Here is a 16,588-nt window from a genome sequence, read left to right as displayed (position 1 = left end):
TCCGCTGACCGCTCAGCTCAGCGTGCTCAGGTCCGGCGGCACGTCGACCGCGTGCGCCTGCAGCACCGACAACGGGATCGTGTCCAGCGACCGGGCGTGGGTCGCGGCCAGCACGACGGGCGCGGCGACCCCCGCGTGGTACGCCTGCAGCCAGCGCACCGCGACCACGCACCACCGGTCCCCCGGCCGCAGTCCCGGGAAGTCGTACTCGGGGCGCGCCGTGGTCAGGTCGTTGCCGATCGATTCCTGATGCGCCAGGAACTCCGCGGTCATCACCGCGCAGACCGTGTGACTGCCCTGGTCCTCCGGGCCGGTCGCGCAGCAGCCGGTCCGGAAGAACCCGGTCATCGGCTCGGTCCCGCACTCGTCCAACGGCCCACCGAGGACGTTCCGCTCGCTCTCCACCCGCCCATCCTCACCCGGCGGCGCGGAGTTCGGGGTCAGGAGGCCTTGGTGTCGTCGAGTCGCGGCTTGAGGTGGTCGTCGACCTTCTCGCCGGCCTTGATCAGGTCCTTGGCCTTCTCGGCGTACATGTCGACGTACTCCTGGCCGGACAGCTCCATCATCGCGTACATGATCTCGTCGGTGACCGAGCGGAGCACGAACCGGTCCTTCTCCATGCCCTCGTACCGGGAGAAGTCCAGCGGCTTGCCGATCGCCACGCCCGGGCGGACCAGCCGCGGCAGCCGGCGACCGGGCTCGCGGATCAGCCACTGCGGCCAGAGCGTGCCGGGCGGCTGCAGCTTCTCGGTGTCGATCATCGCGACCGGGATGACCGGGACGCCGGCCACGATCGCCATCCGGGCCACACCGGTCTTGCCCTTGTACAGCCGGCCGTCCGGTGAGCGGGTGCCCTCGGGGTAGATCCCGAACAGCTCGCCCTTGTCCAGGATCTCCAGGCCGGTGTTCAGCGCGGCCAGCGAGGCGCGGCCACCGGACCGGTCGATCGGGATCTGCCCGACGGACCGGAAGAAGGTGGCGACCAGCTTGCCCTTCAGACCGGGTGCGGTGAAGTACTCCGACTTGGCCGGGAAGACGATCTGCCGGGGCACGGCCACCGGCAGGAAGATCGAATCGCAGAACGCGAGGTGGTTGCTCACCAGCAGCGCCGGGCCCTCACTCGGGATGTTCTCCAGCCCCGTCACCTTGGGGTGGAACAGGAGCTTCACGATCGGGGCGACGAAAAACCGTCTGAGGAACAGGTACAGCACGCCCTTCACCTCCGCCGTTCGGGCTGACATCCAGTGTCCAACAGCGGTAGTCCACAGGCCATCCGCACCGCCGAGGGAGGACACTACGTTCCAGCTTCCTCCTCAGGCAATGTCACCGCCAGGGATTCTGGGGTTGCACTCTGTGTTGAACTGTGGTTGCAGACTGGGTTCCGGACCCGGTGCGACCTCGATCACTCCGGGACCGGCGACACCCGAGCGGGGCTGGGCGAGGCGGCCCCGGGCTGCGACCATGGCCTCTCGGGAACCGAGTTTCACTGCCGAGGAGTGACCTGTGCCAGTGCAAGCCCACGCGGAGGAGTTCCGCAGTCCCGGGAGCGGCCCGGAGGCCGCCACCGGAGTGCTGCTGAGCCACGGCTTCACCGGATCGCCGAAGTCGATGCGCCCGTTCGCGGAGCACCTGGCCGCCGAAGGCTTCGGCGTGTCGGTGCCGCGGCTGCCCGGGCACGGTACGCACTGGCGGGAGGCGAACAACACCCGCTGGCAGGACTGGTACGCCGTGCTCGACAACGAGCTGGAGCGGCTTCGCAAGGAGCACGACCGGGTGGTGCTGGCCGGTCTGTCGATGGGCGGCTGCCTGGTGCTGCGGCTGGCAGAGGAGCACGGTGCGGACGTGGCGGGTGTGATTCTTGTCAACCCGTCGGTGCAGACCGACGACAAGCGGCTGGCCCTGCTGCCGGCGCTGCAGCGGGTCGTCCCGTCGTTCCCGGGCATCTCGAACGACATCAAGAAGCCGGGCGTCGACGAGGGCGCGTACGACCGGATGCCGCTGCGCGCGCTGTACTCGCTGTCACAGCTGTGGAAGGTCACCCGGGAGGATCTGGCCAAGGTGACGCAGCCGGTGCTGCTGTTCCGCAGTACTGTCGATCACGTGGTGGAGCCGAGTTCGGGCCGGACGGTGCTGGCCCGGATCTCGTCCCGCGACGTGACCGAGACCCTGCTCGAGGACAGCTACCACGTGGCCACTCTGGACAACGACGCACCGCGGATCTTCGCGGACTCGACCGCCTTCGTGCGACGGATCGCCGCCGATGCGTGACAACGGACTCACCGCCGCGGCGTACACGTCGATGGGCGGCATCGACCCGCTCGTCACCGAGCCGGTGCTGACCGCGCTCGCCGAATCGGGCATCGCCGCGTACTGCGGTCCGCCCGGTGAGGCGGAGGCGACCGGCGACCCGGCCGCACCGGACCAGGCCGACAGCGGCGACCCCGCGGACCAGCCGGCCACCGGCGAGGGGCAGGCGGAGGCGCCGGCCGAGGCCCCGGACAAGAAGACCGAGGCGCCGGAGAAGAAGATCCCCGCCGGGTTCGAGGAGATCTTCGTCGACGCCGAGTCGGTCGAGGCGGCCCGCGGCGTGATCGACCGCAGTACCGAGGACGCCGAGTGGGCGTCGCTGGTCGAGCAGTTCAACGCGCCGTCCGCGCCCGGCCACGACACGCCGCCGGTCCCCCGGTGGCCGGCCAGCGAGGACGTCGACGACGACTCGTACGAACCGCTGATCGACGTCCCCGCCGGGCTGATCGTCGGCGACGCCGACGAGGACCCGCCGGAGGAGCCGCCGGCCCGCAGGACCGACGACCCGCATGACCACTACGTCCCGCCGGAGCCGACCCGCGGCCCGCGGCTGGACTGGATCACCCGGGCCGCCTGGCTCGGGCTGCTCGGTGGCCCGCTGCTGCTGATCGTGGCGGCCGTCTTCGACTTCGGCACCAGCCGGATCCAGCTGCTCGGCGTGGTCGGGTTCATCGCCGGCTTCCTCACCCTGGTGATCCGGATGAAGGACCGGCTGCCCCCGGACGACACGCCCGACGACGGTGCGGTCGTCTGAGTTACAGTGCGGATCGTCGGACAATCCGACGAACTCCGAGGGAGGTCCCCGTGCAGGTCACCGAGACCGTCGAGATCACCGGCCATCTGATGGACTCCGGGCTACTGTCCCGGGTGCTGGACGACATCCGCGGCTACGGCGGCGAGTACACGCTGGACAAGTTCGACCTGGGCTACGACAAGGACGATCCGTCCACGGTCCGGATGACCGTCGGCGCCGAGGACGAGGAGTCCCTGCAGCGGCTGCTGATGCGGATCCAGACCAAGGGCGCGAACCTGGTCCATCCCGGCACGCCGGAGATCTCCGAGGTGACCCAGGACGGGGTCTTCCCGGACGGGTTCTACTCGACCACGAACCTGCCGACCAGCGTGCGGCTCGGCGGTCGCTGGGTGCAGGTGCGGAACCCGGAGATGGACTGCGGGCTGGTGGTCGAGGGTGATGCGGTGCGGACCATCCCGATGTCGGACGTGAAGGCGGGGATGCGGATCATCTCCAGCGCCCAGGGCGTCCGGGTGACGCCGCCGATCGTCGCGAACACCGAGGAGTCGTTCGGCTTCATGGAGTCGGACGTGTCCAGCGAGAAGCCGCAGCGGGTGCTGGTGATGCAGGTCGCCGACGGGATGCGCGAGGCCAAGGCGAACGGCCAGAAGGTGCTCTGGGTCGGCGGTCCCGGCATCGTGCACACCGGGGCCGCGCCGGCCATGGTCGCGCTGGTCGAGGCCGGTTTCGTCGACGTGCTGTTCGCCGGGAACGCACTGGCCACGCACGACATCGAGTCCTCGTTGTACGGCACCTCGCTGGGCGTGGACCTGTCCCGTGGCCGCGGGGTCGAGCACGGGCACGAGCACCACATCCGGGCGATCAACACGATCCGCAAGGCAGGGTCGATCGCGGCCGCCGTCGAGCAGGGCGTGCTCACCTCCGGGGTGATGCACGCGCTGGTCCGGAACGGGAAGCGCTTCGTCCTGGTCGGCTCGGTCCGCGACGACGGCCCGCTGCCGGACGTGTACACCGACGTCCTCGACGGTCAGCGGGCGATGCGCGCCGAGCTGCCCGGCGTCGGGTACTGCCTGATGGCGGCGACCATGCTCCACTCGGTGGCCACCGGCAACATCCTGCCGGCCTCGGTTCCGCTCAGCTGCGTCGACATCAACCCGGCCACCGTGACGAAGCTGGCCGACCGTGGCTCGTCCCAGGCGCGCGGCATCGTCACCGACGTCGGCCTGTTCATCGAGCACCTGGCCCGCGAGCTCTGCCGGGAGTACGCCGCCGGGAAGTAGCCGTCAGAGGTAGAGGCAGAACGGGTGCCCGGCCGGGTCGAGCATCACCCGCACCTTCTCCTGCGGCTGGTACTCGGCCAGCTCGGCACCCGCCTCGACCGCGTGCGCGACGGCCTCGTCGAGGTCGTCCACCTGCAGGTCGAGGTGCATCGCCATCTGCGGCTTGCCGTCCTCGGCGGGCCAGACCGGGCGGACGTACTTGGTCTCGGTCTGGAAGGCCAGGTTGTACCCGGCGTCCCTACTCGGCGCCAGGGTCACCCAGTTCGGGTCGTCGGCGAACAGTTGCCAGCCGAGCAGGCGCTGGTAGAAGTGGCCGAGTTCGCGGGCGTCGGGGGCGTCCAGCGCAACCCCGAACCAGTGAGATTTCGTTCGCAGTGCCATGTCTCCACGATGAGGCAGGATGAGGCCATGACCGAACTGGTGCATGTCGCGGTGGCGGACGGGGTCGCGACGATCACGCTGGACTCGCCGCACAACAAGAACGCGCTGTCGCAGCAGCTGACCGGTGAGCTGCTCGCGCATCTGGAGACGGCCGGGACCGACGACGCGACCCGGGTGATCGTGATCCGGTCGGCCGGGGACGTGTTCTGCTCCGGCGCGGACCTGTCCGAGGCGACCACGGTCGGCATGGGGGTCGGCGCGCAGCGGATGGTCGACGTCCAGCGCGCGATCGTGGCGAACCCGAAGCCGGTCGTCGCCCGGGTCACCGGCCCGGTCCGCGCGGGCGGCATCGGGATCGTCGCCGCGGCCGACATCAGCATCGCCGGGACCGGCGCCAGCTTCGCTCTCACCGAGGTCCGCCTCGGCCTGGCCGCCGCGACCATCTCGCTGACGGTCCTCCCCCGCCTCACCGACCGGGCCGCCGCGCTGACCTTCCTCACCGGCGACACCTTCGACGGCGCGAAGGCGGCCGAGCTCGGGCTGGTCACCCAGGCGGTCCCGGACGAGGAGGTCGACACCGCCGTCGCGGCCGTCCTGAAGTCCCTGCTGAAGGGCGCGCCGCAAGGTCTGCACGAGACCAAGAAGCTGCTCACCCGCGAGCTGCTCGCCGACATCGATGCCCGTGGCAAGGATCTCGCCGAGCTCTCCGCCGCGCTCTTCGGCAGCCCGGCGGCCCAGGAAGCGATGCTGGCCTTCCTGAGCCGCAAGAGGGGCTGAACTCTACTTCGGGACCTTGTCGTACGCGGTCTGCTGGATCTCCAGGTACCGCTTCAGGCCGAGACCCTCCAGCCCCTTCACGTAGGCGTCCCAGTCCTTGCTGATGTCCTTCGAGCCGGTGATGAACTGCAGCGCGTTCTGCTGGACGTAGTTCTCGATGTTCGTCTGCAGCGTCGCCACCTCGGTGCCGAGCGACGGGTCGATCCACACCTTCCAGTACGGGTAGACCTGCGCCTTGTCCTCCTTGCCGTCGTACAGCTTGGTCGCCTCGAACAGCCGCCGCTCGTAGCCGGACTGCGCGTACAGGTCGGTGCTGATCGACTCGGCGGCGCGGAAGTCGGCGGTGTTGTTGTACTGCGCGAGCGGACCCCAGGACGCGTTCGGCGGTGTCGCGCCGGCCTTGGTCGGGATCTGCCGGTACAGCGGCTTCATGCTCTGGTCCAGCGCCACCTCGCCGGCCTTCGGCTTGGCCCAGGTCTTGCCCTCGGTGCCGAACATGCCGTTGATCTCGCCCTCGGGGGTGAAGATGTAGTCGAGCATCTTGATCGCCTGGATCTGCTCCTCCTGCGTCGCCTTGCTGGTCAGCACGAAGGTGGCGCCCGGCACGCTCGGGAAGTTGTACCCGGTGAACGCGGACCCGTTCGGCCCGGTCAGCGGCGGCACCGCGTCGTACTGCTTGTCCCGGCCGTCCGGCGATCCGATCGTCACGAAGATGCCGGGGTGCAGGACGGTGGCCGAGCCGAGCACGACGGTGCCGGCGTTGTCGCCCTGCTGCTGCAGCGCGTCGGAGTTCTGGGTGAAGGCGCCCTTGTCGATCAGGCCCTCCTTGTAGAGCGAGTTCAGGTACGTCAGGCCCTCGCGCCAGCCGTCCTTGTTCGCCTGCAGGTCGATCTTGCCGTCCTTCAGCACCAGCGTCGAGTTGTTGTTGCCGCTGGTGCCCTGCGGGTCGTAGATGAAGGCGTTCATGAAGTACGGGATCAGCGAGTCCCGGACGTTGGCGCTGATCGGGATCTCGTCGGCCTTGCCGTTGCCGTTCGGGTCCTGGGTCTTGAACGCCCGCAGGACCGTGCGCATGTCCTCGGTCGTCTTCGGCTGCTCCAGGCCGAGCTTCTTCAGCCAGGCCGAGTTCATCCAGAGCTTGCCCTGGTAGGAGCAGTGGTAGCAGTCCACCCACTGCGGCATCCCGTAGATCTTGCCGTCCGGCGCGGTCGCCATCGCCTTGAAGTCCGGGTTGCCGTCGAGCGCCTTCTTGATGTTCGGCGCGTACTGGTCGATCAGCTGTTCAGCGGGACCACGACGCCCTGGCCGGACAGCTTGAGCAGATCGGCCTGGGTGAACTGGTCGACCCACGGGATCAGCAGGTACAGGTCCGGGTAGTCGCCGCTGGCGAGCGAGATCTGCCGCTTCTCCTTGGCCGGACCGGCGTCCCAGGTCGCGGTCTGCCATTTGAAGGTGACGTTGAACTGCTTGCCGATCTTCTGGGTGAACTCGTTCTTGGCCAGGTCCGTGTCGGGCCCCTGCTGGGAGAACACGTCGAGCGTGACGGCCGGGTTGCCGGTGATGGTGGGCAGCGGTTTGCTCTGGTCCGCCGCGTCGGATCCGCCGGAACAGGCGGCCAGCGCGAGGGCGAGTACGCCGAGGCCGGCGACGGCCGCGGACTTCTTCCTTCCGAGGTGCACAGACATAGGTCCCTCACAGGGGTCGAAACGGTGCGGAGGATCAGCCCTTGACGGCGCCGATCAGGATTCCCTTGGTGAAGTAGCGGGCGACGAACGGGTAGATCAGCAGGACCGGCAGGCTCGAGACCACGATCAGCGAGCACTTGAGCAGGTCGGCCAGCTGCTGGCGTTGCAACGCGACCGACGCGTCCATCGCGCCACCGCTGTAGGTGTTCAGGATCAGCACGTTGCGCAGGACCAGCTGGAGCGGGAAGAGGTCCTGGTTCTTCAGGTAGATCAGCGCGTCGAAGTACGAGTTCCACTGCAGGATCGCGTACATCAGCGCGACCACCGCGATCATCGGTTTGGCCAGCGGGATCACCACCGACCAGAGGAACCGCAGATCGCCGCAGCCGTCCAGCTCGGCCGCCTCGACCAGTTCCTCCGGGATCGCGGTCCGGAAGTAGGTGCGGGCGATGATGACCTGCCAGACCCCGATCGCCTGCGGCACGATCAGCGCCCACCGGGTGTCGAGCATGCCGAGCGACTGGACCACCAGGTACGTCGGGATCAGGCCGCCGGTGAACAGCATCGTGAACAGGATCAGGCTCATCACGACGTTCCGGCCGACCAGCGTCCGGCGCGACATCGGGTACGCGATCGCGATCGTCAGCGTGACACTCACGATCGTGCCGACCACCGTGTAGAACAAGGAGTTCCCGTACCCCTGGATCACCTGCGGGTTGCTCAGGACGGCCTCGTACCCGCGCAGCGAGAAGTCCACCGGCCAGAACAGCACCCGGCCGGCCGAGACCGCCTCGGGACTGCTGAACGAGCTGGCCACGATGTAGAGCAGCGGCAGCAGGACGACCAGCAGGAACCCGATCAGCAGGATGTAGACGCCGAACAGGAAGATCCGGTCGGTCTTCGACTCCTGGATCCGGCGGGCCTTGGCCGCGCGCCGTTCCAGCACCCCGGCCCTCATGACCACAGCCCGTTCCCCGTGACCCGCTTGGCGATCACGTTGACGAACAGCAGCAGGAACAGGTTGATCACCGAGTTGAACAGGCCGACCGCGGTCGCCATGCTGAAGTCCGCGTTCAGCAGCCCGGTCTTGTAGACGTAGGTGGCGATGATCTCGGCCTGGCTCAGGTTCAGCGGGTTCTGGAACAGGAACGCCTTCTCGAACCCGATCGCCATGATGTTGCCGACGGCCAGCACCAGGATGATCACCGCGGTCGGCATGATCCCAGGCAGGTCGACGTGCCAGATCCGGCGCAACCGGCCGGCCCCGTCCACCTTCGCGGCCTCGTGCAGCGCGGGGTCGATCCCGGCCAGGGCGGCGAGGTAGATCACCGCGGAGTACCCGGCTGTCTGCCACACCTCCGACCACACGTAGATGTGCCGGAAGTAGTCCGGATTGCCGAGGAAGTCGATCGCCGGGATCCCGAAGAACCCGAGGCCCTCGTTGACGATGCCGAGCCGTGGCGACAACACCAGGATCGTCATCGACACCACGACCACCGTGGAAATGAAGTACGGCGCGTACGTCACCAGCTGGACCGTCTTCTTGAACAGCCCGACCCGGATCTCGTTCAGCGCCAGCGCCAGGATGATCGCGATCGGGAAGCTCGCGAGCACGGTGTAGAAGGACAGCAGGAAGGTGTTCTTCACCAGGGTCCAGAACACCGGGTTGGCGAAGAACAGCTCGAAGTTCCTGGTCCCGATCCAGTCGCTGCCCCAGATCCCGCGGACCACGTTGTAGTTCTTGAACGCGATCACCGCGTTCGACATCGGGATGTACTTGAACACCGCGAACCAGATCAGCGGCAGGACCATCAGCAGGTACAGGGTCCAGTGTCTGCGCAGACTGCGGCGCAGACCGCGGATCCCGGGGCGTTCCCGCTTTCGGCGGCGCCGGTCGCGTCCGAGCGGGACGTCGGGCGCCGGTGGCCGTACGGGGGTCAGTGTCGTCATGGGGCCTCCTCGTCCGGGTCTGCGGTCAGCTCCAGGTCACCCGGTGGCCGGTACCTGCGGTCAGCCGGACCGGGACGCGCCGGTCACCGTGGCGGACGATCCGCTCGGTGTCCCGGTCGGCGGTGAGGACGGCGTCGATGCCGTCCGGAGTCCAGCTGAGGTCGACGGTCAGGCCGCCGCGCGCCCGTAGTCCGGTCACCCGGCCGCTCGTCCACTCGGCGGGCAGCGCCGGCAGCAGGTCGACCTCGTCGGTGTGGCTCTGCAGCAGCATCTCCGCGATCCCGGCGGTGGCACCGAAGTTGCCGTCGATCTGGAACGGCGGATGCGCGCAGAACAGGTTCGGGTACACGCCGGCCCCGATCCCGACGTACCCGGTCCGGGTGTCGTCGGCGGGCATCAGGAACCCGCGGATCAGCCGGTGCGCCGCGGCCGCGTCGCGGAGCCGGGCGCGCAGGTTGACCCGCCAGGCCAGCGACCAGCCCGTCGACTGGTCACCGCGCAGGTCCAGCGTGCGCGCGGCCGCGGCGGCGAGTGTCGGCGTACCGTCCGGGGTGATCGCCTCGCCGGGGTGCAGGGCGACCAGGTGGGACGTGTGCCGGTGGTGCGGGTCCTCCTCGGGCAGATCGGCGGCCCACTCCTGCAGTTGCCCCTGGCCGCCGACCTTCGGCTCCGGGATCCGCTTGCGGGCCGCGGCGAACCGCTCGACCAACGGGTCGGAGATGTCGAGCAGGTCCGCGGACAGCTCGCAGCGGTGGAAGAGATCGGCGATCAGTGCGAGGTCCATCGTCGCGGACACGGTGACCGAGGCAGGCTTGCCGTCGGCGGCGATGTAGTCGTTCTCGGGCGAAGTGGACGGCGCGGTACCGAGGCTGCCGTCAGGGAGTTCGACCAGCCAGTCGAGGCAGAACTCGGCGGCCCCGAGCAGCACCGGCCAGGCCCGGCGGAGGAAGTCGAGGTCCTCGGTGAACGCGTAGTGGTCCCACAGGTGGCGACTCAACCAGGCACCGGCGAGCGGCCAGTTCGACCACCGCGGGTCGCCGTCGACCGGGATCGACCAGCACCACGCGTCGGCGTTGTGGTGCGCCGTCCAGCCACCGCATCCGTACCGCTCCCGGGCCGTACTCCGGCCCGCCTCGGCGAGGTGCTCCAGGTACGTGAGCAGCGGTTCGTGGCACTCGGACAGGCCGGTCGACTCGGCCGGCCAGTAATTCATCTCGGTGTTGATGTTCACCGTGTAGTTCGAGCTCCACGGCGGCCGGAGTTCCTCGTTCCAGATGCCCTGCAAGGTCGTCGGCAGCCCACCGGGCCGCGAACTGGCGATCATCAGGTACCGGCCGTAGTTGAACACCAGCGCGGCGAGACCGGGATCGTCGTGCTCGACCGCGCGGGCCAGCCGCCGGTCGATCGGCAACGCCTCGGCCTCGGCCTCGATCACCAGCTCCAACGCGGACCGCCGGAACAACGCCTGGTGGTCCGCCTGGTGCTCGGCCAGCAGGTCCGCGTGCTCACGACCGAGCGCGGCGACGACCTTCTCGTCGGCCGCGGACCAGCACTCGAACCCGGTCCGGGTCGGGGTGACCAGCGGCCCGTCGTACCCGGTGGCGGTGGAGAGGACCAGGACGACCTCGCCCGCGCCTTCCACGGTGAGCTGGCCCGCGCCGCGGAGTACGCCGTCGGTCTTGCCGCGCAGGGCGATGGCGGCCGCCATGCCACGATCAGCGCCCTCGGAGTACCGGATCGGCTCGTCCTCCCGGACGTGCGGCGGGGCCACGTTCGCCGGCGCCTGCAGGAGGAGGCTGAGGCCGTCCTCGACGACCTGCGGCTCCGATCGCAGCGGTGATGTCAGTCGGGCGGCGAGCGACAGGGCGCCCGGCTGCGACGCGGTGATCCGGTAGACGAGGACCCCGGCGGGTGCGCTGACGAAGACTTCCTGCCGGACCGTCACTCCCCCGATCTCGTACTCCGCGACCGCTGTCGCCGCGTCCAGGTCGAGCACCCGGCCGTACCGGGTGAGGTCTGCCTCGCTGGCCGCGGTGCCGTTGACCTCGAGGTCGATCAGCAGGTCGCCGAGCGGCAGGTACGCCTGCGAGTAGCCGGAGTGGAAGCCCTTGGCCAGGTCCTCGGCCGTCCGGACATCGCCGGCTGCGATCGCCGCCCGGACTGCGTCCACGGCCTCGGCGCCGACGGCCCCGTGCGACTCGGCCAGCCGGCGCGCGGTCTCCGGACTGCCGGACCAGCAGGTCTCGTCGTTCAGCCCGATTCGCTCGTGCCCGACGCCGCCGAAGCACATCGCGCCGATGTGGCCGTTGCCGAGCGGTACAGCTTCGAGCCAGGTGCCGGCCGGACGGTCGTAGCTCAACCGCGTTCCCGCCGTCCGGTCCGAGCCCACCAGGTTGCTCATTCCAGGACCTCCGTCGATGATGAGGAGATAATCGTCATATGAATGACGGGGATCGTAGCGAGGAGGCTCGCTGTGGTCCAGACTGAGACCATCGAAAATCGTCGAAATCATAGGATCTATTTCTCTCGACCGCCCAGAGGGGGCTCCATGGCACGCATCACGTCGGTGGAAGTCGTCGACGTCCGCTTCCCGACTTCGCTGACCCGCGACGGTTCCGACGCGATGAACAAGGACGGTGACTACTCCGCCGCGTACGTCGTCCTGCGCACCGACGACCCGGCGCTGAGCGGGTACGGCTTCACGTTCACGATCGGCCGCGGCAACGACCTCTGCGTCGCCGCCGCCGCCCAGCGCGCTCGCCCCCTGGTCGGGCGCGACGTGGACGCGCTGTGCGCCGATCCAGGCGGCGTCTACCGCGAACTGCAGTCCGACTCGCAGTTGCGCTGGCTCGGCCCGGACAAGGGCGTCGTCCATCTCGCGCTCGCCGCGGTGATGAACGCGTTGTGGGACCTGGCCGCCCGGCGAGCCGGCAAGCCGCTGTGGCGGTTGCTGGCCGACATGTCCCCCGCGGAACTGGTGGCCGCGGCGGACCTGCGGTACCTGTCCGACGTCCTCACGCCGGAGCAGGCGATCGCGTTGCTGGCCGACCGCGTACCCGGCCGGGCCGCGCGGATCGAGGAACTCGAGGGCAGCGGGTACCCCTGCTACACCACGTCCGCGGGCTGGCTCGGCTACTCCGACGACAAGCTGCGCCGGCTCTGCGAAGAGGCTGTTGCCGAGGGCTACAAGCACGTGAAACTCAAGGTGGGCGCGGATCTGGACGACGACATCCGCCGCTGCGGGATCGCCCGCGAGGTGCTCGGACCGGACGGTCATCTGATGATCGACGCGAACCAGGTCTGGGACGTCCCGGAGGCGATCGAGTGGGTCCGGGAACTGGCCCGGTTCGACCCGCTCTGGATCGAGGAGCCGACCAGCCCGGACGACATCCTCGGCCATGCGGCGATCCGGACCGCGGTCGCGCCGATCGGCGTCGCCACCGGTGAGCACGGGATGAACCGGGTGCTGTTCAAGCAGCTCTTCCAGGCCGGCGCGATCGACTACTGCCAGCTCGACGCGGCCCGGCTCGGCAGCGTCAACGAGGTCCTCGCCGTGTACCTGCTGGCCGCACATTTCGACGTCCCGGTCTGCCCGCACGCGGGCGGGGTCGGGCTGTGCGAGCTCGTCCAGCACCTCGCGATCTTCGACTACGTGGCCGTCTCGGCGTCCTTGGACCGCCGGGTCACGGAGTACGTCGACCACCTGCACGAGCACTTCACGGACCCGTGCGTCGTGCGCAACGGAGCGTACGTCCTGCCCTCCGCGGCCGGGTACAGTGCCGAGATGCACGCACTGTCACTAGCGGAGTACGCGTTCCCGCACGGGACGTACTGGGCCTCGCGCGACGGCACGGAGTCGGTCGCGTGAGCCCGAAGGCGCCGCGGACGGCGGAGGAGGGCCGCGGCGGCGGTTCGCAGACCGACGTCGTCGTCCAGGGGATCAAACGCCTCATCATCGAGGGGACCCTGCGGCCAGGCGACCGGCTGCCGGTCGAGAAGGACCTCGCCGAGGCGCTCGGCGTGTCCCGAAGCCCTTTGCGAGAAGGGGTTCGGGCGCTGTCGATGCTAGGCGTCCTGGAGACCCGGCAGGGTGACGGGACGTACGTCACCGCGCTCGACTCCTCGTTGCTGCTGGCCCCGATGGGGTTCGTGGTCGACCTCCAGGACCGGAGCGGCGCGCCGCATCTGCACGCCGTCCGCCGGATCCTGGAGACCGAGGCGGCCGCGCTCGCCGCGACCAGGATCAGCGCGGACGACCTGGCCGCCGCGGACGAGGTCCTGCGCCGGACGGAGGCCGAGCTGGCCGACGGCGAACCGGACCACGAGGTGCTGATCGACAACGACATCGCCTTCCACCGGATCATCGCGAAGTCCGCGGCGAACCCGGTACTCGAGGCGCTGATCGAGGCCCTCGGCGGCCGGACCACCCGCGACCGGCTGTGGCGCTCGATCAGCCAGAAGGGCGCCGACGAGTCCACCCACAGCGAGCACCGCGCGATCCTCGCCGCGCTGCAGGGCCACGACCCCGACCGGGCCCGGACCAGGATGGCCGCGCACCTGTTCGGCGTCGAGGACTACCTGCACCAGCGCCCCGTCGACACCGAGGCGATGGCCCGGTAATTCGGTTGTCCCACCGCGTCGTCACTGGTGCACTGGTCCGATGCCAGTGATCAGCGACGACCAGCGGAAAGCCTTTCGTACCCAGGGTTTCGTGGTCGTACCAGGTGTGCTGACCGACGACCAGATCGCCGCCGGCCGGGCCCTCGTCACGCGCGAACTGGACCAGCAGCCACCACCACCCGGGCACGTCGGTATCCACTTCACCTGGCCGCGGTTCGAGGACGGCGGACATGCGCTGCTCGACTTCTACCGCGAGACCGGTGTCGGCGGACTCGCCGCACAGCTCGTTCGTACCGACCTCGGGCTGGACGAGCCGGACTTCGCGCAGGTCGCGACCACGACGCCGCCCTGGCCGCACCGACCAGGTGGACCCCATGTCGACGGACTCAACCCGCCCGCGCCCGACGGGACGCCGTACACCTTCTCGCTGCTCGCGGGGATCTGGCTGACCGACCACGAAGAGCTTGACCGGGGCAACCTCTACGTCTGGCCGGAGACGCACCTGCGGTTCGGCGAGTACCTGCGCGAGCACGGTGGCGCCGACGCGATGATCCACCGGGACGGCTGGAACGAGGGCCCGTACCCGAAGGTGGATCTCGGTGAGCGGACCCAGGTCAGCGGTCCGGCCGGCAGTGTGTTGTTCGCGCACTACCTGCTCGCGCACAACATCGGCGGCCACTCGGGGACGTCCGACGACGAGCGCCGGGAGACCTTGTACTACCGGCTCAGCGCCGCCGGCCACCGGGAGCGGTGGCGGGACGTGGTCACCGATCCGCTGCTCGAGTTCGCGGAGTAGTCAGCTCGATCAGCATCGGCAGGTGATCGGAGGCGGCCGCGAGGTCGGCTTGGGTGATGCCCTCGATCTCGTCCAGGGGGACGACGCGGCCGGTGAGTCCAGGGGCCAGGTGGGCGCCGTCGATCCGCTTGTGCGGGTCGGCGGAGCTGAACGTGGGCCCCGCGTCCTGGCCGAGGTCGGTGAGGCCTTCGTCGGCGAGGCGCTTCCAGACCGGACCGTCGGGTTCCTCGTTCAGGTCGCCGACCAGCAGGTACGGCAGGCCGAACGACTTGCAGCCGCGGAGCACCTGGTCGAGTTCGTGCTGGCGACCGCGAATGTGCAGGCCCAGGTGACAGACGACCAGCGCGAGCTCGGTACCACCGAGGGTGACGCGGCCGCCGACCGCGCCGCCGGGGAGCTGGGTGGCGATCAGGTTGAGCCGGCGCCGGACGAACGGCCGCCAGACCCGCCAGTGCAGGGCCGCCGCCAATTCGGTGCCCTTGGCAACCAGGATCGCGTTCCGCGCCGAGGCGGCGACATACGTCATCCCGAAGGTGGCCGCCATCGCCCGCCGCTTCCGCCGGGTCCCCCACCAGGTCGGCGCCTCCTGGATCAACGCGACCTCGGCAGCACAAGCCCGCACCACCCGGGCCAGCGCGGCCCGATCATCACCCCACCTATGCACGTTGTACGACAGCACCCGCAAGGTCGGCCCCTCAGGCACCAGGCTCCGATCAGGCGACCCCTCCGCCAGCGGGTCAGCCGGGCGGTCCCCCGAGCCGGCGTCGCCGGAGTCGGGCGGGCTGGTCGTCATGCGTCGTGGTCGCCCGGGACGTCGGCGGGGTGCTTGTGGTGCAGGTCGTCCGGGTCGTCGAGGCGCAGCTCCGGCTCGGCCGTCCGCATCCCGGTCCGGCGGCTCGCGGACTTGCGGGCCGCTCGCTCCATCCGCGCCCCGCGACCGCTGCGGGCCGCCGTCTTCGCCGTGACGGCCGTCGTCTTCACGCGGACCCGGCGCAACCAGGTCGCCTCTTCACGAGCCAGGTCAGCCGCGCCGACCAGGCCGGCCTCCGGACCCAGTACCGCGCGCACGATCCGCGCCTCGGGCCGGAACCCACGCCCGGTCAACGTCCGCTTGAACGCCTCCCGGGCCGGCGCCAGCAGCAACTCCCCCGCGTCCGACACGCCCCCACCGATGACGAACGTCCCCGGATCCAGCGCGGCCGCCAGGTTCGCCAGCCCGATGCCGAGCCAGCGGCCGACGTCCTCGAGCAGCTCGACCGCGACCGGGTCGCCGTCCTTGGCCAGCTCGGTCACCATCGGCCCGTTGATCTTGCGCGGATCCCCGTCGGCCCGGCGGAGCAGGTTGTGCGCGACCGGCGACCCGGACAAAGCCAGCTCCCGCGCCTCCCGGGTGAGCGCGTTCCCCGAGGCGTACTGTTCCCAGCAGCCACGGTTGCCGCACTCGCACCGATGACCGCCGGGTACCACCTGCATGTGCCCGAACTCGCCCGCGATCCCGAACTTGCCGCGCTGCAACGCTCCGTCGTTGAGGATGGCGCCGCCGATCCCGGTCCCGAGCGTGACGCAGACCAGGTGGCTCTCGCCCTGGCCGCCGCCGAACCGCCACTCCGACCAGGCGGCCGCGTTCGCGTCGTTCTCGACCACCACGGGGAGCCCGAGCCGGCGCTCCACCGCGTCCCGGAGCGGCTCGTGCCGCCAGGCCAGGTGCGGCGCGAACAGCACCGACGACCGCGTCCCGTCGACGAACCCGGCGGCGCCGATCCCGACCGCGATCACGTCGTGCCGCGACTCCAGGTCGTGCACGACCTCGGCGATCGCGTCCTCGGTCTCCTTCGGGTCCTTGGTCGGCGTGTCCCGGCGGAGCCGGTCCAGGATGTTGCCCTCCGGGTCGACCACCCCGGCGGCGACCTTGGTGCCACCGATGTCGATCCCGATCGTCAACGCCTGCGTCAGAGCCATCGCCCGAGCCTCCTCGCGGTACCCCCAGATCCCAGCCAACCAGTTGTCAGGTCCAGCCAACCACGACACGCCAACCGCG

17 protein-coding genes are annotated in these 16,588 nt (G+C 69.8%); 7 read left to right on the top strand and 10 right to left on the bottom strand.

Going from position 1 to position 16,588, the window contains the following annotated elements; genetic code table 11:
- Nucleotides 1-12 precede the first annotated feature (12 nt).
- Together FB561_RS22755 and FB561_RS22750 are read right to left on the bottom strand one after the other, a co-directional pair.
- Nucleotides 13-405 carry a DUF2237 family protein gene (locus FB561_RS22755; protein ID WP_145809976.1) on the bottom strand — a complete coding sequence of 131 codons (393 nt, stop codon included), beginning with the start codon at nucleotides 403-405 and terminating at the stop codon, nucleotides 13-15.
- 35 nt (nucleotides 406-440) lie between these two features.
- Nucleotides 441-1,241: a lysophospholipid acyltransferase family protein gene (locus FB561_RS22750; protein WP_202880712.1), complete on the bottom strand. Its 801-nt coding sequence runs from the start codon at nucleotides 1,239-1,241 to the stop codon at nucleotides 441-443.
- Between the two features lie 262 nt (nucleotides 1,242-1,503).
- On the opposite strand from FB561_RS22750, the gene FB561_RS22745 reads away from it, so the two are divergent.
- From FB561_RS22745 to FB561_RS22735, 3 genes are read left to right on the top strand one after another with little or no spacing between them, the layout of a single operon-like run.
- Entirely contained in the window at nucleotides 1,504-2,268 is a 765-nt protein-coding gene (locus FB561_RS22745) for an alpha/beta hydrolase (RefSeq protein ID WP_145809973.1), read from the top strand.
- Nucleotides 2,261-3,061: a hypothetical protein gene (locus tag FB561_RS22740; RefSeq protein WP_145809970.1), complete on the top strand. Its 801-nt coding sequence runs from the start codon at nucleotides 2,261-2,263 to the stop codon at nucleotides 3,059-3,061. The genes FB561_RS22745 and FB561_RS22740 overlap by 8 nt, the downstream gene beginning before the upstream one ends.
- Nucleotides 3,062-3,111: 50 nt before the next feature.
- Nucleotides 3,112-4,341: an ornithine cyclodeaminase, nickel-pincer nucleotide-dependent gene (locus FB561_RS22735; RefSeq protein WP_145809968.1), complete on the top strand. Its 1,230-nt coding sequence runs from the start codon at nucleotides 3,112-3,114 to the stop codon at nucleotides 4,339-4,341.
- Nucleotides 4,342-4,344: 3 nt separating this feature from the next.
- Here the strand turns inward: FB561_RS22735 and FB561_RS22730 are convergent, their stop codons facing one another.
- Nucleotides 4,345-4,722 carry a VOC family protein gene (locus tag FB561_RS22730; RefSeq protein WP_145809966.1) on the bottom strand — a complete coding sequence of 126 codons (378 nt, stop codon included), beginning with the start codon at nucleotides 4,720-4,722 and terminating at the stop codon, nucleotides 4,345-4,347.
- Between the two features lie 27 nt (nucleotides 4,723-4,749).
- Between FB561_RS22730 and FB561_RS22725 the strand changes: the two genes are divergently transcribed.
- Nucleotides 4,750-5,499 carry an enoyl-CoA hydratase family protein gene (locus FB561_RS22725; protein ID WP_145809964.1) on the top strand — a complete coding sequence of 250 codons (750 nt, stop codon included), beginning with the start codon at nucleotides 4,750-4,752 and terminating at the stop codon, nucleotides 5,497-5,499.
- 3 nt (nucleotides 5,500-5,502) lie between these two features.
- Here FB561_RS22725 and FB561_RS22720 read toward each other — a convergent pair whose 3' ends face one another.
- The 5 genes from FB561_RS22720 to FB561_RS22705 are packed head-to-tail and all read right to left on the bottom strand — an operon-like array spanning nucleotide 5,503 to nucleotide 11,535.
- Nucleotides 5,503-6,849 carry a type 2 periplasmic-binding domain-containing protein gene (locus FB561_RS22720; protein ID WP_202880710.1) on the bottom strand — a complete coding sequence of 449 codons (1,347 nt, stop codon included), beginning with the start codon at nucleotides 6,847-6,849 and terminating at the stop codon, nucleotides 5,503-5,505.
- Nucleotides 6,774-7,184 (bottom strand): hypothetical protein, encoded by a 411-nt coding sequence (locus FB561_RS38280; protein ID WP_202880709.1) that lies wholly within the window; start codon nucleotides 7,182-7,184, stop codon nucleotides 6,774-6,776. The genes FB561_RS22720 and FB561_RS38280 overlap by 76 nt, the downstream gene beginning before the upstream one ends.
- 34 nt (nucleotides 7,185-7,218) lie before the next feature.
- Nucleotides 7,219-8,142: a carbohydrate ABC transporter permease gene (locus FB561_RS22715; RefSeq protein WP_145809962.1), complete on the bottom strand. Its 924-nt coding sequence runs from the start codon at nucleotides 8,140-8,142 to the stop codon at nucleotides 7,219-7,221.
- On the bottom strand, nucleotides 8,139-9,134 hold the full coding sequence (locus tag FB561_RS22710; protein ID WP_145809959.1) for an ABC transporter permease: 996 nt from the start codon (nucleotides 9,132-9,134) through the stop codon (nucleotides 8,139-8,141). The genes FB561_RS22715 and FB561_RS22710 overlap by 4 nt, the downstream gene beginning before the upstream one ends.
- A gap of 25 nt (nucleotides 9,135-9,159) precedes the next feature.
- On the bottom strand, nucleotides 9,160-11,535 hold the full coding sequence (locus FB561_RS22705) for a glycoside hydrolase family 95 protein (protein ID WP_170284744.1): 2,376 nt from the start codon (nucleotides 11,533-11,535) through the stop codon (nucleotides 9,160-9,162).
- A 147-nt stretch (nucleotides 11,536-11,682) separates the two neighbouring features.
- Here FB561_RS22705 and FB561_RS22700 point away from each other — a divergent pair, with 147 nt between their 5' ends.
- From FB561_RS22700 to FB561_RS22690, 3 genes are read left to right on the top strand one after another with little or no spacing between them, the layout of a single operon-like run.
- Nucleotides 11,683-13,002, top strand: a complete 1,320-nt coding sequence (locus FB561_RS22700) for an L-fuconate dehydratase (protein ID WP_145809955.1) — start codon at nucleotides 11,683-11,685, stop codon at nucleotides 13,000-13,002.
- A complete protein-coding gene (locus FB561_RS22695; protein WP_145809952.1) occupies nucleotides 12,999-13,754 on the top strand; it encodes a FadR/GntR family transcriptional regulator in 756 nt (251 codons plus the stop codon). Before FB561_RS22700 ends, FB561_RS22695 begins: the two co-directional genes overlap by 4 nt.
- Before the next feature lie 40 nt (nucleotides 13,755-13,794).
- Nucleotides 13,795-14,550 carry a phytanoyl-CoA dioxygenase family protein gene (locus FB561_RS22690; protein WP_145809950.1) on the top strand — a complete coding sequence of 252 codons (756 nt, stop codon included), beginning with the start codon at nucleotides 13,795-13,797 and terminating at the stop codon, nucleotides 14,548-14,550.
- Here FB561_RS22690 and FB561_RS22685 read toward each other — a convergent pair.
- Both FB561_RS22685 and FB561_RS22680 read right to left on the bottom strand, forming a co-directional pair.
- A complete protein-coding gene (locus tag FB561_RS22685) occupies nucleotides 14,519-15,343 on the bottom strand; it encodes an endonuclease/exonuclease/phosphatase family protein (protein WP_238334986.1) in 825 nt (274 codons plus the stop codon). The genes FB561_RS22690 and FB561_RS22685 overlap by 32 nt on opposite strands.
- Nucleotides 15,340-16,509, bottom strand: coding sequence for an ROK family glucokinase (locus tag FB561_RS22680; protein WP_145809948.1), 1,170 nt, complete (start codon nucleotides 16,507-16,509; stop codon nucleotides 15,340-15,342). Before FB561_RS22680 ends, FB561_RS22685 begins: the two co-directional genes overlap by 4 nt.
- Nucleotides 16,510-16,588 lie beyond the last annotated feature (79 nt).

Origin of the sequence: Kribbella amoyensis, from assembly GCF_007828865.1 — a bacterium.
Lineage (GTDB): Bacteria > Actinomycetota > Actinomycetes > Propionibacteriales > Kribbellaceae > Kribbella > Kribbella amoyensis.
This window is presented reverse-complemented; position numbering and strand designations above follow the sequence as displayed.

Excerpts from the sequence above, each read along its gene's own strand:
- FB561_RS22750 (WP_202880712.1), bottom strand. The coding sequence starts at position 1,241 with ATGTCAGCCCGAACGGCGGAGGTGAAGGGCGTGCTGTACCTGTTCCTC.
- FB561_RS22740 (WP_145809970.1), top strand. The coding sequence starts at position 2,261 with ATGCGTGACAACGGACTCACCGCCGCGGCGTACACGTCGATGGGCGGC.
- FB561_RS22730 (WP_145809966.1), bottom strand. The coding sequence starts at position 4,722 with ATGGCACTGCGAACGAAATCTCACTGGTTCGGGGTTGCGCTGGACGCC.
- FB561_RS22725 (WP_145809964.1), top strand. The coding sequence starts at position 4,750 with ATGACCGAACTGGTGCATGTCGCGGTGGCGGACGGGGTCGCGACGATC.
- FB561_RS38280 (WP_202880709.1), bottom strand. The coding sequence starts at position 7,184 with ATGTCTGTGCACCTCGGAAGGAAGAAGTCCGCGGCCGTCGCCGGCCTC.
- FB561_RS22715 (WP_145809962.1), bottom strand. The coding sequence starts at position 8,142 with ATGAGGGCCGGGGTGCTGGAACGGCGCGCGGCCAAGGCCCGCCGGATC.
- FB561_RS22710 (WP_145809959.1), bottom strand. The coding sequence starts at position 9,134 with ATGACGACACTGACCCCCGTACGGCCACCGGCGCCCGACGTCCCGCTC.
- FB561_RS22705 (WP_170284744.1), bottom strand. The coding sequence starts at position 11,535 with ATGAGCAACCTGGTGGGCTCGGACCGGACGGCGGGAACGCGGTTGAGC.
- FB561_RS22700 (WP_145809955.1), top strand. The coding sequence starts at position 11,683 with ATGGCACGCATCACGTCGGTGGAAGTCGTCGACGTCCGCTTCCCGACT.
- FB561_RS22690 (WP_145809950.1), top strand. The coding sequence starts at position 13,795 with ATGCCAGTGATCAGCGACGACCAGCGGAAAGCCTTTCGTACCCAGGGT.
- FB561_RS22685 (WP_238334986.1), bottom strand. The coding sequence starts at position 15,343 with ATGACGACCAGCCCGCCCGACTCCGGCGACGCCGGCTCGGGGGACCGC.
- FB561_RS22680 (WP_145809948.1), bottom strand. The coding sequence starts at position 16,509 with ATGGCTCTGACGCAGGCGTTGACGATCGGGATCGACATCGGTGGCACC.